The organism is Photorhabdus tasmaniensis, assembly GCF_011189505.1.
Lineage (GTDB): Bacteria > Pseudomonadota > Gammaproteobacteria > Enterobacterales > Enterobacteriaceae > Photorhabdus > Photorhabdus tasmaniensis.
Genome location: NZ_PUJU01000016.1, coordinates 90,994 through 107,885, shown reverse-complemented (window position 1 = coordinate 107,885; position 16,892 = coordinate 90,994). Strand labels below are relative to the sequence as shown.

Sequence of the window (16,892 nt, the reverse complement as noted above, 5' to 3'; positions counted from 1 at the left end):
CCGAAATACTGAGAAAAAGCGTCGATATTCATGGGGGCACTCCTGAAAAAAGGAGTATGAGATCATAAGTAGCTCCGTGGGTCAAACTGAACGATTTTGATTAAATAACGTTCGCGATCTCACCCTAAGATTAGGGCTAGCTTATGCTCTCATCACAAAATATGCTGGTGAAATTAAAATAAAAGCTTATTCAGAAGATCTGTCATTTCCACTTAATAAAAAATTTTATAAACTAAGTGGAGCAGAGGTTTTGTTGCTGCCTAAATAACATTTCAAAATAATAGATCATCTGAATGGAACTCAGTCAAATTTTTGCGATCTGAACATCCAAGATTAACGAAAATATAAGTAATCGATATTTTTACGAGGAGGGATTATTATTATGCGAATGCAAGTTAAAAACTGATTGAAATGAATAGCTTTCATAAAGTAATTGTTGTAAATATAATGTTTTTTCTCGTTTGTCCTTTTCTGATATTTTATTCTTTAGGCTCTTCTATTAATGCATTCGGTAAAGATTTGCCTGAGGAAATCTGAGACAATGTTTTTTGTAACTTGGTAGAAATACTATACCTTGGCAATGAGTGGTAATAACTACCTGATAAGACAGAGAAACAGATTGTGGCAAAGAAAGAAAAACGGCCTCACCATGACGCGCTATTCAAGCATTTTTTAACGCAGCCCGAAACGGCCAGGGAATTTTTATCCCTTTATCTGCCCGAAGAGATCCAGTTGTTGTGTGATTTAGCCACATTGAAACTGGAGCCCGGCAGTTTTGTGGATCGGCATTTACGTCAACTGCACAGTGATGTGCTCTACTCGGTTGAAACGGCCCGGGGACAAGGTTATATCTATTGTCTGATTGAGCATCAATCCACCCCTGACCCGTTGATGGCCTGGCGGCTGATGTATTATGCCATGTCAGCTATGGCGGCCCACCTGAAAAAAGGCCATACTGAACTCCCTTTGGTCGCGCCGCTGCTGTTTTATCATGGGGAGGTTCGGCCATATCCTTACACAAACCGGTGGCTGGATTGTTTTACGCTCCCTGAACAGGCTGCCCGCTTATACCGTCAGGCGTTTCCGTTGGTGGACGTCAGTGTGCTCAGCGATGAAGAGATCCTGACGCATAAAGGAGTTGCCCTGATGGAACTGGTGCAAAAACATATTCGTTGCCGGGATATGCTGGAATGGATCCCCCCATTGGTGAAACTCCTGAATGCAGGGTATAATACAACCGAGCAGCGCAATGTGGTGTTACGCTATATTTTACTGAATGGACATACGCTGGATCTCTCCCAATTTGTCCATCAACTGATTGAACAATCTCCGGAGCATGAAACGATGTTGATGACTATTGCAGAACAGCTTGAACAAAAAGGGCTTGAGCGAGGTATTGAACTAGGCCGAGAAGAAGGTATTGAACTAGGCCAAGAAAAAGGTATTGAACTAGGCCGAGAGAAAGGTAAAGTGGAAACGGCTCGTGCCTTATTACGACATGGCGTCAGCCTGGATATTATTGTCACCAGTACCGGACTGAGCCGGGATAAAATTGAAGCGTTAAAGCATTAAATTAATCTTCTCTTTTACAGTAAAATGCCGATATTCAAAATCGGCATTTTTGTTCTTATTTATACCCTATGGATGACGGGGATAGACAATGAGTAGTAATGACTACCTGATAAGACAGAGAAACAGATTGTGGCAAAGAAAGAAAAACAGCCTCACCATGACGCATTATTCAAACATTTTTTAACGCAGCCCGAAACGGCCAGGGAATTTTTATCCCTTTATCTGCCCGAAGAGATCCAGTTGTTGTGTGATTTAGCCACATTGAAACTGGAGCCCGGCAGTTTTGTGGATCGGCATTTACGTCAACTGCACAGTGATGTGCTCTACTCGGTTGAAACGGCCCGGGGACAAGGTTATATCTATTGTCTGATTGAGCATCAATCCACCCCTGACCCGTTGATGGCCTGGCGGCTGATGTATTATGCCATGTCAGCTATGGCGGCCCACCTGAAAAAAGGCCATACTGAACTCCCTTTGGTCGCGCCGCTGCTGTTTTATCATGGGGAAGTTCGGCCATATCCTTACACAAACCGGTGGCTGGATTGTTTTACGCTCCCTGAACAGGCGGCCCGCTTATACCGTCAGGCGTTTCCGTTGGTGGACGTCAGTGTGCTCAGCGATGAAGAGATCCTGACGCATAAAGGGGTTGCCCTGATGGAACTGGTGCAAAAACATATTCGCTGCCGGGATATGCTGGAATGGGTCCCCCAATTAGTGAAACTCCTGAATGCAGGGTATAATACAACCGAGCAGCGCAATGTGGTGTTACGCTATATTTTACTGAATGGACATACGCTGGATCTCTCCCAATTTGTCCATCAACTGATTGAACAATCTCCGGAGCATGAAACGATGTTGATGACTATTGCAGAACAGCTTGAACAAAAAGGGCTTGAGCGGGGTATTGAACTAGGCCGAGAAGAAGGTATTGAACTAGGCCAAGAAAAAGGTATTGAACTAGGTCGAGAGGAAGGTATTGAACTAGGCCGAGAGAAAGGTAAAGTGGAAACGGCTCGTGCCTTATTACGACATGGCGTCAACCTGGATATTATTGTCACCAGTACCGGACTGAGCCGGGATAAAATTGAAGCGTTAAAGCATTAAATTAATCTTCTCTTTTACAGTAAAATGCCGATATTCAAAATCGGCATTTTTGTTTTTATTTATACCCTATGGATTTCAAGATGCATCGCAACGACAAGGGAGTGAATCCCTAGGAGCATAGCAAACTATGTGACCGGGGTGAGCAAGCACAGCCAACAAAGAGGCAACTTGAAAGATAACGGGTATATAATAGATGTATTATCTGTCGCCCTAAAGAAACAATCCAACTTCAAACATGATTTCATTTTATCTATTTATTACCACCGTAAAAAATCTATTTTACTAGCACCGCAATAAAACTATCTTTTCTTTTACTAACCGGAAGAGATACTTTCCCTCTTATATCACCAAGCTTACTTCTCCTATAGCGATTTGTATAATCATACTTACCTATCGATTTTTTTATCATCAATTGATCGATAAAATAGAAAATAATTATCCATTCATAATTTTCCTATCACTAAAACCAAATAAAACTGCGTTAATACCTAAAATGGGTAACCCCTGCCATACCAATTAATAATTATCACCCATTAATAATTAATCTTCCCCTTAAAGATTCATTAATTATAATCATGACGCTTTATTAAGAACGATTTAAATAATCGACAAGTAAACTTTTTCAGCACAAATAATAACCTCTACGTCAGGTTGCTGCGGTAGCTATACCCATAGCTCAATGCCAGCAAAAACAAAGCAATAACGCTCTGTTTATCTTTTCAACGTAAATAACTAATCAAGGAAAAAAATTATGGCTACAACTCCAGAACAAATCGCTGTTGATTATCCGATTCCTGTTTACCGGTTTGTTGTCTCAATCGGTGATGAAAAAATCCCTTTTAACAACGTTTCCGGACTCGATATTAATTATGATGTCATCGAATATAAGGACGGCACCGGTAATTACTATAAGATGCCGGGTCAACGTCAGGCGATCAATATTACCCTGCGTAAAGGTGTCTTCTCCGGTGATACAAAACTGTTCGACTGGCTTAATTCCATCCAGCTTAATCAGGTTGAGAAAAAAGATATTTCAATCAGCCTGACTAACGAAGCCGGTACTGAAATTTTAATGACCTGGAACGTGGCAAATGCTTTCCCAACCTCTTTAACCTCTCCTGCTTTTGATGCCACCAGCAATGAAGTTGCTGTTCAGGAAATTAGCCTGACAGCCGATCGAGTCACTATTCAAGCGCCTTAAGTCTTTAATGTTCGCTTTATAAAGCTGTTTACTCAAAATATTGCACAATAATGGGAGGCAATATGCCAACAACACCAACTTATCCCGGCGTCTATATTGAAGAAGATGCCTCACCCGCACTCTCTGTCCGTTCCGGTGCAACAGCCGTGCCTGTTTTTGCCGTTGCCGTCAGCGACGATAAAAATTCATTTGTATCAGATGATGCACCCGCCCGTATTAATAGCTGGTTAGACTATCTGGCACTCACAAATAGGCAATTTGATCCTACCAATACACTTGATATTGCACTGCGCGCCTATTTTATTAACGGCGGCGGATATTGCTATCTCATCAGAACCGAAAATTTAGCAAAACAAGTTCCAAAACTCGACGATGTCACATTGCTGGTGGCTGCCGGAGAGGAGATCAATGAGGTTGCGGGGCAACTCTGTAAACCGGGCAAAGGCTTATTCGCCATTTTTGATGGTCCAAAAGATCAAATAACTTCGGACAAAAAACCAGATGATGTCCTCAAGTCTTATACTGCCACCGCTTATGGCGCAGTTTATTACCCTTGGCTGACCGCTGAATGGGGAGAGAAGAAAGCCTCCGTTGATATTCCACCCAGCGCTGTCATGGCAGGCATTTATGCCAGTGTCGATAACAGCCGGGGAGTCTGGCAAGCACCGGCCAATGTGGCGATTCAAGGAGGATTGCAACCTAAATACCCGGTAACCGATGATCTGCAAGCACAATATAACCAAGGTAAGGCGCTGAATATGATCCGTACCTTTCCTAAAAGCGGCACGTTGGTCTGGGGAGCCAGAACCCTTGAGGACACAGATAACTGGCGTTATATCCCGGTTCGCCGTCTGTTTAACAGCGCAGAGCGGGATATTAAAAACGCCATGAACTTCGCGGTGTTTGAGCCCAACAGCCAACCCACCTGGCAAGCCGTCCACCGGGCTATCGATAACTATCTCTATGCCCTCTGGCAACAAGGCGGGTTAATGGGCAATAAAGCCGAACAAGCTTACTTTGTTCAAATCGGTAAAGGCGTCACCATGACCGATGATGATATCAAGCAGGGCAAAATGATCGTCAAAGTGGGCCTGGCCGCTGTTCGCCCAGCCGAGTTTATTATCTTGCAGTTCACGCAGAACATCGCTCAATAATCGGAGGCAATATGCCAACAACACCAACTTATCCTGGCGTCTATATTGAAGAAGATGCCTCACTGGCGCTTTCTGTCAGTCATGGAAATACGGCAATCCCCGTTTTTATTGGCCGTTTCTCACCCAAAAAAACCAGCACCACGCCACAAGTGACTCGCGTTAGTAGCTGGCTGGATTTCACTCATCTGTTTCATGTGGGTTGTGTTACGTCAATAGTCATTAAATCAACCAAATCTACTGTAGAACCTGAAAAACCGGTAGAACCTGAAACAGCCGAAGGCAATGCAGAAGTCAAGAACGATACAGAAACAGAAGTTGCTGCTGCGGTAAAAGCCGCTCCCCATGCGGAAGATAAAGAACCCGGTTACACCTACGAGGTGACTGTCGGTACCTACACAACAAGCAGTGATGCTTTAAAACTTTATTTCCAAAATGGCGGCGGTCCTTGTTATATCCTGCCAATTGCCGATTTGGAACAAGAGACTAAAACTCGGGCTTTAATCCCTGAGTTAATTAAGCAGGCTTTGGACATTACATTGATCGTTTGCCCTGAACAGGATCCTTCTTACCAAAGCACGATATATGGCAATCTGACCCCTTTATTGGATGCCGGATATTTTCTTATCGCCGACAATCAGGATAAAACAACCGCAATCAGCGTTAATGTGCGATCACAAACCGCTACGTATTATCCCGCAGTGAAAGTTTCACAGCTTATTCAAACGGAAGATAGCCTGATCACAGTTTCAGGTTACGAGGATGCGGCATCAAACGAAGTTAAAAATCTGACACAACTCAAAGAGCAGAATCCGGGTGTCTATCAACAGGCTGTTGATACAATACAGAACATAAGCAACATTATTCCTGTCAGCGCAGTCATGGCGGGCGTGTATTGCGCCACTGATGCCAGCCGTGGCGTCTGGAAAGCGCCGGCGAATGTTGTTCTCAGCGGTATTAGTGATGTAGCGGATCGACTCACGGAAGATGAGCAAGGTACCATGAATCAAAAAGGTATCAATGCTATTCGCTATTTCAGCAACAAAGGTTTTGTCGTCTGGGGTACGCGTACTCTGCAAGATGATGACAACTGGCGCTACATTCCGGTTCGGCGTTTATTTAATAGCGCAGAACGGGATATCAAGCAGGCAATGCGATTTGCTGTCTTTGAACCCAATAGCCAACCCACCTGGGAACGGGTCCGGTCAGCTATTGACAACTATCTCCATCAACTCTGGCAACAAGGCGCGCTGGCCGGTAATAACCCGCAGGAAGCCTATTTTGTTCAGATTGGTCAGGGTATCACCATGTCCGACACAGACATTAAACAAGGGAAAATGATCGTCAAAGTGGGGATGGCGGCGGTACGTCCGGCTGAATTTATTATCCTGCAATTTTCACAAAATGTAGCACAGTAACCGTACTGAGACGCGGTTAAATACCGCGTCTATTCAGTCATTGAGGAGACGATAATGGACATAAAACCGCCTGGCGTCACAATAACGGAGAGCCTGATATCCCAGAAACAGGATAATGCATTTATCGGTGTACCGGTTTTTATTGGTCATACCCAACCGGCCAAAAATAGCCGTGTCAGCGATAAAACCGCCGTCAAGCTCACCAGACTGGCCGATTTTACCTTGTCATTTGAGGGATCAGGATTGATGTACTATTCAGTGCGTCACTTCTTTGAAAATGGGGGTCAACAAGCCTATGTATTGCCACTGGGAACAGATAAACCACTAAACGATTTTCAATCGTTGACCACCACACTGCAACAGGATTGGGTTAAACAAGCAATTACCGCAGAGAGTGCAATCACGCTGATTGTCGTGCCTGATCTTGTCTACCTTAATCAGATGGATGATCCCGATTCAGACATCGTTCAACACGACAAAATTCAATTCTGGCTGGGATCCTGGCAATCGGTACTCGATCTTTGCAAAAGCCAGCGCGGCATGATGGGATTGCTGGATGCCCCGGATAATCCTGAATTGGCCAAGAAATGTTTAGCGCAGTTTTCTTCACATGATCGACAATGGGGTGCCGTATACTGGCCAAGGCTAAACAGTGCCTATCAGGATAACGCGCAAAATACTGTCGTGCTTTCACCTACCGCAGCGGTTGCTGCCGTTATCCAGCGTCACGATAACCAAATGGCCGTCTGGCATGCACCCGCTAATGTCGCGTTAGCCAAAGTGGTAAGCCCGATACGCGCTTATATTGAAGCCGATGGCCTGTTTAATCCCAATGGCACTTCGTTGAATCTGGTTCGCAGCTTCCCCGGCAAAGGGATTAAAATCTGGGGATGCCGCACCCTGGACAACACACCCAGCTCCCCCTGGCGCTATATTCAAACCCGCCGTCTGGTTTCCTATATCGAAGCGCATATGACCCAACTGGGCCGCGCTTTTGTTTTTGAACCCAATAACGCCATCACCTGGATGAAATTCAAAGGTCAGGCTTATAACTGGCTGCGTCAGTTATGGTTAAAAGGCGGACTGCGAGGCACACAGGAAGATCAAGCATTTGAAGTGTTACTGGGCCTTGATGAATCAATGAGCGAAACCGATCTGCGAGCCGGGAAAATGATCCTGAAAATCAGGCTATCAGTATTAATTCCAGCGGAATTTATCGAGTTGAGCCTGACATTTGATACCCGTTCCGGAATCACCCATTAAATCAAGCAGGGGCAAAATATGAACAATTTATACACCCCGTCGGTGTCACACCGTTTTATCGCCAGTTTTCTTTTTAATAATATCCCCAGCCCGCTTGATATCGCCTTCCAGCGTATATCGGGCCTCAGCCGTGAGCTGCAAACCAGCCAACACAGCCAGGGCGGGGAAAACGCCCGAAATACCTGGCTGGCTGAGAAGATCCAGCACGGCAGTCTGGTGCTGGAGCGCGGTGTGATGACAGTGACGCCACTCACGTTGGTGTTTGATCGCGTCCTGCGCGGTGAAAAAGCGGTTTATGCCGATGTCGTCATTATGCTGCTGAATGAAAATTCAATCCCCGTGGCAAGCTGGACGTTAAGTAATGCCCTGCCGGTGCGCTGGTCCACCGGCGACTTTGATGCCAATAGCAACACCGTTTTAGTGAACTCTCTGGAATTACGTTATCAGGATATGCGCTGGTTAGGAGTGAAAGTATGACTGTCGAAATTAAGGAACTGATTATTCAGGCCAAAGTCATCGACTCAACGAATGACCCTGTCGCTCCACGGACATTAGCGCAGGAAACGTTGGATAACGCCCGTCTGATTGAGAGGGTGAAACGGGAAGTACTGGACGCATTGCGTGAAACAGGAGGCCATTATGAGCTTAATTGAACGTAATCTGTCCAGACTTACCCTCACCGCCTTCAAAGACCGGGAAGGGAAAACCGCCGTGGGCAGTTTACAGGCGATGTACAACCCCGATGCCATCCAGCTTGATTATCAAACCCGCTATCATCAGGATGAAAGCGTTAACAGTGCCAGCCAGAGCAGCCGTTATGTGTTATCCCAACCTGCGGGCCTGTCGTTAATCCTGCTGTTTGATGCCACGATGCCCGGCAACAACACGCCGGTAGAAAAACAACTGGCGACGTTGAAAGCCCTGTGTGCCGTGGATGCCAGCACCAAAGTGCCCCACTTTCTGAAAATCAAATGGGGCAAAATGCGCTGGGAAAACAAAGGCTATTTCGCTGGCCGGGCCAGCGGCCTCAGCATTGATTACACCCTGTTTGACCGGGACGCCACACCACTGCGGGCCAGCGCCACTTTATCTCTGGTGGCGGACGAAAGCTTGGTTATTCAGGCCACCGAGCAGCAATTAAAATCGCCGCCGGTCACCGCGGTCAGCGTCACCGATATGCTCTCTCTGCCCTTGATCGCCTTAGGTGCCGGCGCTTCTCTGGCAGGCGGTATTGATTATCTCTCTCTAGCCTGGCAAAACGAGCTGGATAATCTTGACGATTTCACTCCCGGACAAACGCTGCAAGCCAAGGGGGATGTATGAAAATACCGACGATAACCATCAAGATAGGCGGCAAAGCGCTCAATCAACTTACTGTTATCAGCCTAACAGTAAACCATCATATCAATGGCATTCCCTCGGTTAACATCACACTGGGTATCGCCGGTGACGCCAGCCATATTTTTGACGCTAAAGCTCAGGCTGAACTGGCAAGTTGCCGCCCAAATCATGAACTTATCGTGCAGATGCAAAAAACCGTGTTGTTTAAAGGGATCATCGTTCGGCAAGCGCTTGGGCTGAAAGGTCAGGACAGTATCATCACCCTGACAGCCAAACATCCGTTGCAAAAATTAACGCACAACTTCCATTCACAACTTTTCAGCCAACAGAGTGATGAAGCGATTATCAGAAAGCTATTCAGCCAAGCAGGTGTACCGGTAACGATAAAACAAGCGCCTCAGTTGAAAACGGTGCATGAGCAAATGGTGCAGTTCCGCTGTCATGACTGGGCCTTCTTAAAAAGCCGACTGGCCGCCACCAATACCTGGTTGCTGCCCGGCCATGACACCGTGACGCTGATCACCCCTGAATCGCTGAATCAGTCAACCGTGCATACCATCCACCCGCAAGCCAACGCTCAGGATGTGGTGCTATTTGAGGCGAATCTGCAATGGGATAACCAGCGCAGCCCGAAAACAGTGAGTGTGCAATCCTGGGATATCGCCCAACAAAAATTATCGCAGGCAAATCAGGCAAAAAGCAGTGGCCTTGGCCGCGGTCAACTCGCCGCAGATAATCTGCCTCCACTGACCGGTCAGGAGTGGCAATGGGTTCTCAGCTATCCGCTGGATAACGGACAAGCCAAACATCTTGCTCAGGGCATCCTGAATAACCGGCGAAATCATAATGTCTCCGGCAATTTTGAAGTTGAAGGCCATGATCGTTACCAACCGGGCCATCTCCTGGCGTTAAGCGGCTTTGGTCAAGGAATGGATGGTCAGGGAATTATCACCGGCGTGAGTCAGACAATTAATCAGCGGCAAGGCTGGCGCACCCGGCTAACTCTGGGCTTGTTGCCGGAGACCGAGCAGGTTGTACCGCCGGTTAAAGAGTTGCATGTGGGTATCGTGGAAAAATACCAAAAAGATAACCAGTCGCTGGGGCGTATTCCGGTCAGGATCCCCGCCTTAAGCTTAACCAACGGTGTGCTTTTTGCCCGCTTAGGTAAACCTTATGCCAGCCACGAAAGCGGATTCTGCTTTTATCCTGAACCGGGGGATGAGGTGATTATCGGTTTCTTTGAATGCGACCCCCGTTTCCCGGTGATATTAGGTGCCATGCACAACCCGAAAAATAAAGCACCGATAGAACCCAGTGAAAAAAATCAAATGAAAACTCTGGTCATCAAACAAGGAGATAATCAACAGGAATTAATCTTCGACCATAAAGATAAAACGCTCACACTCAATAGCGGAAAAAATACGTTATCGCTGCAACAGGATAAAGATATCACGCTTAATTCCACTCAGAATCTCATTATTAATGCCCAGGAAATTAACCTACAGGCCGAAAAATCCCTGTCAGCCACGGGAAAATCCGGGGTCGATATTAAAGGTACGAAAATTAACTTAACACAATAATAAGGCAATACGATGACAGACAAAATATTAGCCGATATTTATGGTCGGGGCTGGGCATTTCCGCCACAGTTTTCGATAAAAGATAATGCTTATCCTGAAATACCCACCGGCGTCACCATCGCGGAAGGCGCAGAGAATGTTCGCCAGAATATGAAAATCCTTTTTCTCACCGAACCCGGCGAACGGATTATGCGGGAAAATTACGGCTGTGGCCTGAATGATTATCTGTTTGCCAATATCAGTGACGAATTGATGGCAGAGATTCAAACCCGGATTGAAGAGCGGGTACTGCGCTATGAACCGCGCGCAAATATTACCGAGATCCAAGTGAACCAGAGAATAGATTTACCTAATACCTTGCATATTCAGGTCAGTTACGCCCTGAGAGGCAGCGAAATCAGCCAGCAACTTGAAGGTGTCCTTGAAGTTAGCGAGGGCCAGTTACGGGTGAACCTATGAGCAAACAACTGGTGGTGGATGGCGACAATTTGCTGTTCGAACCGTTATTCGGTAACCGGCAGGTCACTATTCTGGGACCAGCAACCATCCGGGGCAGCGGACACGCCCAAATTCAGGGCAAAAAGATCGCCATTGTCGGCGATGAAAAAAAGGTCCAACTCCAGGCGCAATATATTACCCCCAGCCACCCGGTACCCGGCATGGGGATGGTCACCATTGCTCAGTTGGATGCCAGCCAGCAAGCAAACTTTTGCCGCAGCCCTGCCACGGTGATTGTTGTCGGCCAGCAATTTATCGCCCGTTTTACTCCGTCACAACCGGCAAATAATCCATCAAGTGGCCCGGATGTCACAACGCCAAGTATGGGCAAAGGCCGTTTTATTGCCAGTCAATATATTGTCAGTGCCGGGTAAATAGTCCCCTTCAATCTTATTTTTAAATAACAACGCTCTCCTGAAAATCTATCAGGAATATTCGAATAACAGGTGGTATAAATATGGGACAGGCCGGGTTAGATAATAAACTCTCTGCTATTGTGCCGGATACTGCGTTTAAACTTGATGAAAGAAGTACGCTGGATATTTTAAACTGGCTTAAAACCTACGCTGAAAATATCCCTTTCGATCAAGCCAAAAATCAGTTCTGGGACAGTTTCTATTTTATTCAGGAAAATCATCCTCAGCAATTAGCGGATATTTACCAAAACATTAATCAAACGGATGGATCTTTACCAGCACATCAAGCTTTTGTATTGGCTTTTTTAACGCTATTAGAAACAACCAACCGATTATTAAATACCTTCCCGGCACGGCATCGTGATCTTTATTACCGGGAATTATTGGGGCTGAAACCTAAAAGCGCGCAAGCGGATAAAGTGGCTATCGGTATTACGCTGAATACGGATAACCCAGAATTTCTGGTAGCCCAAGGAACGCGGTTTGATGCGGGGCAAGACAATGCCGGTAATCCGTTACAATATGCATCTGATACGGATTTACTGGCGAATCAGGGAAAGTTAACCGATCTGCGTTGGTATCGAAAAGTGGGCAATGTCTGGAAATCAGCAATACTATTAAGTGACTCAGACAACATTGAATTCCCCAAAAACGGTATTCAACTTTTTAGCGAAACATCTCATGATCTTGAGGTCCAATCTGACCACCTGAATTGGGGCGAAGCAAATATATCGTCATTAACCCATGACACATTCTACTTAGGCTTTACCAATGTATTACCGGGACAAACTTTATCTTTATATTGGCAGTCAGAAGGTGTTAAAGCACTTAATTTATCCTGGTCTTATCTAAATCAGAAAAATATCTGGCAGCCAATCAATCAACTAGTCCACGACCAAACCCGTAACCTGTTTGACCGGGGGATCTGGCGCACACTATTGCCACAGGATGCTTCAAATCAGGCAGCCCTGATGCCAACGGGACGGTATTGGCTGAAAGCCGAGATAACCAATAAGATTGAAGCCCAAGATTACCCACGAATTAAAGGCATCCTGTATAACGCCACCACCGCCAAGTTAATCAACGTAGAAACCATTGAGCAGGAGCACTTTATCAACGGATTAGCCGCAGAAAGCATTAAACAGCCGGTCAATACATCTGTTGCCATCAGTGGTGTGACTCAACCCTGGGTCTCCTGGGATGGTCACCCACAAGAAACTGAACAAACCTTCCTGACGCGGATCCCAGCCCGGTTATCTCACCGTAACCGGGTATTGAGCTGGGGAAACATTGTCACCTTACTAAAAGAGCAGTTTGTCAGTTTATTTGATGTCAAATACCCTTCTGCCAGTGAGTTAACTAAAATCCCAGCGCCGAAAGAACAACAACTGATTGTGATCCCCGACAGCCGCTACAAAGATAACGATGATGCGCTGCGCCCAACGTTAAATCCGGCCCGGCTGACAGAGATGGTCAAGTGGATCAGCCAATTAAGCAGCCCTTGGACAACGATTAAGATCAAGAACCCAAAATACATTAGCGTCAATGTCAATTATCAAGTGAAATTTATTTCAGGTATTAACCCCGCCTATGGTCATCATCAGCTACAGCAGGAACTCAGCCGAAAATATATGCCGTGGGGAGAAAATGCCGCTATCGGCGTGACGACAGGTAACCACATTGATTATTACCAATTATTCGCCACCATCCAACAATCCCCTCTGGTTGAACGGGTCACGGATTTAACGTTGGAAAAAGTTATCCCGTCGGAGAGCCATATCAGCGCCACTAAAGATGACCTATCCACCCCTGCCGTAGGTAACAGTATCGGGGCCGCCGATGATGAAGTGCTGATTTTAGTCTGGTCAGATTCAAGCCAAGGAGTTAACAATGAATAATCAGGACGCCCTGTTTCCCATCGTCAAAGACGACATTACCTTTGATGCCTTACTCACTCAGGCCAAAACGGTGATTGAACAGCAATCCGGCCAAGGCTGGAGCAATACCAGTGAAAATGATCCCGGCATCACCTTATTAGAAGCGTGTTGTTATGGTGCCTCCGATCTGGCTTACCGTCACTCATTACCGCTCAAAGATCTGCTTACGCCTAAAAAAGAAGACCAGACATCCGGCGACGGTATTTTCCCTAAAGAGTTCGGCCCGCAACAAATACTGACGTGTGGCCCGATCACTGCGGAAGATTATCGGCGGGCTTTACTGGACTTACATAGCAGCGACACCGTCAATGAAACAAGTGAAGGTTATTTTTTCTTTAACGATGTACAGCTCATTCGTGAACCTGACAATCAACGCTATGAATATTGGTACAACAAAGAAAAACGTGAATACAGCTTTAAAAATTCCGGATCAGATAGCCCATTAGCACTCAGAGGAAACTACTGGCTTTATTTACTCCCCAACCGAGAAACGGAAGATAATAAAACACCGGCTCAAGAGCGGCTGAAAGCTTTCCTAAAGGATAATCGAAATCTGGGGGAATCCGTCAGTAACATTATCTGGCTAAAACCAACGGATTTCTTATTACAGATTGATATTGAGCTGGACGATGATGTTAAAGATATTGCCGATATCTTCGCCAAAGTCTATATGACAGCGGAACAGATGGTACTGGCAAAACCATTACGCTATACCACCCAAGTCATGAAAGAACAGGGTTACAGTAATGAAGAGATATTTTCCGGCCCTTATTTACATCACGGTTGGATACCGGAATTACCTCAAGCCAAAGATTACACCGGCACGACTCTATTAAATCTCAGCCACCTGGTTAATCAGTTACTGGCAATCACAGGGATACAAAGTATTACCCGATTTACATTAGGTGAGCACGATGGCAATATTTCTCCATGTCAGAAAGATAACTGGTCCTGGAAAATTGCTCAGGGATATTACCCCAGACTCTGGAAAAAAGATCCATTAACATTAATTACCTCACCAACCAGCCCACTCACTATTACCGCCAAAGGTGGGGTTAAAGTTGTCGTATCTAAGCAACAAGTGGAAGAAAAAATAATTGCAAAGCCTCTGATTGATACCCAGCCTGAATTACTGGGCTGGGGCAAACATCGTAAAGTCCTGGATTACTACCCGGTGAGCAATAAATTACCCGCCTGCTATGGATTACAAGCCTACGCCAGTACCCCACAACAAATACAGTTGCACCAATTTATGCTGCCTTTTGAACAAATGCTGGCTAACGGCTGCGCTGAACTCGCTCTGTTGCCGAAACTCTTGGCGTTCAAACAACGGGGAGAAGCCGTATACGGTGTGCAATGGCCTTTTAAAGATAATATGGTCAGCCAGAACGTTCATCAAAATATCATGCCTGATTTAATGACCAGGCTCAGTCATGATTCACAAATCTATATTGATGATATTCAGCAACAAGACTATGCAAACTATGCAAAAGAGCTGACAATTCTGGATTATCTGTTGGGTTATTTTGGCACTCAGCGTGCAGCCAGACCATTGACACTAGACACACGAGATTTTCTGGACACCCAACGCGGTTATCTGGCTCAACAACCGGAACTCACCTATCAACGTAATAATATTCGTATTGATAAAGTATCAGCACTGCAAAAACGGATTGCAGCCCGGTTGGGTTTAGGTGGGGAATGTTTCAGCGAAACCCCCGATCTGGCTGAACTGCCTTTCTATTTAATTGAGCATCGCCAGTTATTACCGGTAAAACCCGATACAACATTCGATATAAAGCAAAAGCCTGATGCTCTGGAAATTGAAGATGATCAATTAAGGATCACACAGAAAAATTCAGCCGGCCGGTTACTGCAAGGTCAGGTAATTAACCTGATCATCCTTGAAGATGACAGAGAATTTCCGTTACGGGGCCAAATGATCACCGAAGTGACAGGAGATACATTCTCGCTTGGAATTGGTAACAGCACGGATCTGGAGCACAATCTGCACAGGGTGCAACAGGCATTTAATGATAGCAAGCTGCGCTGGCAAAATAGCCCAGTGTGGCTGGAAGATATGGATTATCAACTGGTTTATGCCAATGAGACGTATCAAAATGCTGCCGAAGATGAACGTTGGATTACCTCCAGCGCCCAAAGCCCCTTCCCTGCCTTAATCAAAGTCGATGACGAAATCACCCTGAAATATGTCATTACCCCCGCTGGACCATCGAAAAAAATATCAGCTTGTGCAGTGCGTACTGCACCGCAATCCGAATATGAACTCAAAGCGCGCGTAATTAAATTTGATCGCATTCAGGGTAAAATATTAATTAAACGCAACCAAGACTCACAGAGTAACTTTCCATTAGAAACAGAAGCCTGGCGTTATCGCTGGTATTTCTCCAGCGAAAAATATGCTTCGGCTGATCGCTTTTCATTTGTAGTGAGTGTCGTAATTAACCGCCAACTCATTGAGAATGAGCGTGTTGATCCTTACAAACTGGAATCTTGGGTGAAAACCGAGATTTTAGCTGAATTCCCGGCGCATATTTCGATGATTATTCATTGGCTTTCAGAGGAACATTTTGAAGATTTTGCCAACACCTATAAACGCTGGCAAAACAATGACGCACCTTTAGGGGATGAAGCATACCATATATTAGAAACCTTAACTCTGGGAAGACTACCTTCTGCCGCAACGGGTATTGGCAGTATGCGAATCGCCACCGAACAGCAGCGTATTGAGGTGGTTGGTGAATCTGACGATAAATGGAACAAAGACGTCATAAAATCCAATCAGCTCCTGTATGTGCCTTATACTAAAAGGGTAATACGGGTAGATATTGACCTTAATAAAGAGAGTGATAAAGCCACTGTTGTCTCAGAATTTCTATATCAACCTGTAGATAATAAAGGAAAACTGGTTTTCTTAACCGATGATAATAAAATAGGGCCTGAATATGCGATATTGGAATCAGCTAATGCATGGACAGATTACTATGTCAAAGTTAAGAAAAACAAAAATGGTGTTATTACCGATGAGATATTGCATATTAAAGGAAGAAAAAAAGTAGGGCTTAACTCATCATGGAAAGCAATGAGTTTATATGATCTCCCGGCAGGAAATAGCTGGTCATTCTATTACGGGTTTGTATTAGGCGATAATCAGGATCTTTCTGGCGCATTATTCTATACCGAAAAACCTCTCATTTTATCATTGAATTACCTATCTGATTCTAATGACCTTAAAGGAGAAACACGGACAAAATTTGGCTTTCATTTTATTTATGATGGAAACAAAATATAAAACAAGCTCCTCATTTATTTCCACATCATAATATTTTAAAAACTTATCTATTATTTAAATATATCTTAGTGTAATAACACATATAATATAAGGTGATA

Annotated in this window: 14 protein-coding genes; all 14 read left to right on the top strand. The window is 45.2% G+C overall.

Features of this window, described 5'->3' with window-relative positions:
• Positions 1-621: 621 nt before the first annotated feature.
• The 14 genes from C5471_RS09860 to C5471_RS09795 all read left to right on the top strand — a co-directional run bounded on the left by C5471_RS09860 (position 622) and on the right by C5471_RS09795 (position 16,794).
• Positions 622-1,572: an Rpn family recombination-promoting nuclease/putative transposase gene (locus tag C5471_RS09860; RefSeq protein ID WP_133814584.1), complete on the top strand. Its 951-nt coding sequence runs from the start codon at positions 622-624 to the stop codon at positions 1,570-1,572.
• A 129-nt stretch (positions 1,573-1,701) separates the two neighbouring features.
• The gene (locus C5471_RS09855) at positions 1,702-2,676 is read left to right on the top strand and encodes an Rpn family recombination-promoting nuclease/putative transposase (RefSeq protein ID WP_166295833.1); all 975 of its coding nucleotides are present in this window, start codon (positions 1,702-1,704) and stop codon (positions 2,674-2,676) included.
• A 751-nt stretch (positions 2,677-3,427) separates the two neighbouring features.
• Positions 3,428-3,877 carry a phage tail protein gene (locus tag C5471_RS09850; RefSeq protein ID WP_133814583.1) on the top strand — a complete coding sequence of 150 codons (450 nt, stop codon included), beginning with the start codon at positions 3,428-3,430 and terminating at the stop codon, positions 3,875-3,877.
• A gap of 62 nt (positions 3,878-3,939) precedes the next feature.
• On the top strand, positions 3,940-5,031 hold the full coding sequence (locus C5471_RS09845; protein WP_133814582.1) for a phage tail sheath family protein: 1,092 nt from the start codon (positions 3,940-3,942) through the stop codon (positions 5,029-5,031).
• Positions 5,032-5,042: 11 nt separating this feature from the next.
• The gene (locus tag C5471_RS09840; protein ID WP_133814581.1) at positions 5,043-6,446 is read left to right on the top strand and encodes a phage tail sheath family protein; all 1,404 of its coding nucleotides are present in this window, start codon (positions 5,043-5,045) and stop codon (positions 6,444-6,446) included.
• A 54-nt stretch (positions 6,447-6,500) separates the two neighbouring features.
• On the top strand, positions 6,501-7,709 hold the full coding sequence (locus C5471_RS09835; RefSeq protein ID WP_133814580.1) for a phage tail sheath family protein: 1,209 nt from the start codon (positions 6,501-6,503) through the stop codon (positions 7,707-7,709).
• A gap of 18 nt (positions 7,710-7,727) precedes the next feature.
• Entirely contained in the window at positions 7,728-8,186 is a 459-nt protein-coding gene (locus C5471_RS09830; protein WP_133814579.1) for a phage tail protein, read from the top strand.
• Positions 8,183-8,362 carry a DUF5908 family protein gene (locus C5471_RS09825; protein WP_133814578.1) on the top strand — a complete coding sequence of 60 codons (180 nt, stop codon included), beginning with the start codon at positions 8,183-8,185 and terminating at the stop codon, positions 8,360-8,362. Before C5471_RS09830 ends, C5471_RS09825 begins: the two co-directional genes overlap by 4 nt.
• On the top strand, positions 8,349-9,032 hold the full coding sequence (locus C5471_RS09820) for a CIS tube protein (RefSeq protein WP_133814577.1): 684 nt from the start codon (positions 8,349-8,351) through the stop codon (positions 9,030-9,032). Before C5471_RS09825 ends, C5471_RS09820 begins: the two co-directional genes overlap by 14 nt.
• Positions 9,029-10,630: a phage baseplate assembly protein V gene (locus C5471_RS09815; protein ID WP_133814576.1), complete on the top strand. Its 1,602-nt coding sequence runs from the start codon at positions 9,029-9,031 to the stop codon at positions 10,628-10,630. Before C5471_RS09820 ends, C5471_RS09815 begins: the two co-directional genes overlap by 4 nt.
• A 12-nt stretch (positions 10,631-10,642) precedes the next feature.
• The gene (locus C5471_RS09810) at positions 10,643-11,089 is read left to right on the top strand and encodes a GPW/gp25 family protein (RefSeq protein ID WP_133814575.1); all 447 of its coding nucleotides are present in this window, start codon (positions 10,643-10,645) and stop codon (positions 11,087-11,089) included.
• Positions 11,086-11,502, top strand: a complete 417-nt coding sequence (locus C5471_RS09805; RefSeq protein ID WP_133814574.1) for a hypothetical protein — start codon at positions 11,086-11,088, stop codon at positions 11,500-11,502. Before C5471_RS09810 ends, C5471_RS09805 begins: the two co-directional genes overlap by 4 nt.
• 83 nt (positions 11,503-11,585) lie before the next feature.
• Positions 11,586-13,442, top strand: a complete 1,857-nt coding sequence (locus tag C5471_RS09800) for a hypothetical protein (RefSeq protein WP_133814573.1) — start codon at positions 11,586-11,588, stop codon at positions 13,440-13,442.
• A complete protein-coding gene (locus C5471_RS09795; RefSeq protein WP_133814572.1) occupies positions 13,435-16,794 on the top strand; it encodes a hypothetical protein in 3,360 nt (1,119 codons plus the stop codon). Before C5471_RS09800 ends, C5471_RS09795 begins: the two co-directional genes overlap by 8 nt.
• The last annotated feature ends 98 nt before the right edge of the window (positions 16,795-16,892 follow it).

Coding starts and splice junctions, on each gene's coding strand:
- C5471_RS09810 (WP_133814575.1), top strand. CDS start 10,643: ATGACAGACAAAATATTAGCCGATATTTATGGTCGGGGCTGGGCATTT.
- C5471_RS09840 (WP_133814581.1), top strand. CDS start 5,043: ATGCCAACAACACCAACTTATCCTGGCGTCTATATTGAAGAAGATGCC.
- C5471_RS09795 (WP_133814572.1), top strand. CDS start 13,435: ATGAATAATCAGGACGCCCTGTTTCCCATCGTCAAAGACGACATTACC.
- C5471_RS09835 (WP_133814580.1), top strand. CDS start 6,501: ATGGACATAAAACCGCCTGGCGTCACAATAACGGAGAGCCTGATATCC.
- C5471_RS09830 (WP_133814579.1), top strand. CDS start 7,728: ATGAACAATTTATACACCCCGTCGGTGTCACACCGTTTTATCGCCAGT.
- C5471_RS09825 (WP_133814578.1), top strand. CDS start 8,183: ATGACTGTCGAAATTAAGGAACTGATTATTCAGGCCAAAGTCATCGAC.
- C5471_RS09850 (WP_133814583.1), top strand. CDS start 3,428: ATGGCTACAACTCCAGAACAAATCGCTGTTGATTATCCGATTCCTGTT.
- C5471_RS09805 (WP_133814574.1), top strand. CDS start 11,086: ATGAGCAAACAACTGGTGGTGGATGGCGACAATTTGCTGTTCGAACCG.
- C5471_RS09815 (WP_133814576.1), top strand. CDS start 9,029: ATGAAAATACCGACGATAACCATCAAGATAGGCGGCAAAGCGCTCAAT.
- C5471_RS09820 (WP_133814577.1), top strand. CDS start 8,349: ATGAGCTTAATTGAACGTAATCTGTCCAGACTTACCCTCACCGCCTTC.
- C5471_RS09800 (WP_133814573.1), top strand. CDS start 11,586: ATGGGACAGGCCGGGTTAGATAATAAACTCTCTGCTATTGTGCCGGAT.
- C5471_RS09845 (WP_133814582.1), top strand. CDS start 3,940: ATGCCAACAACACCAACTTATCCCGGCGTCTATATTGAAGAAGATGCC.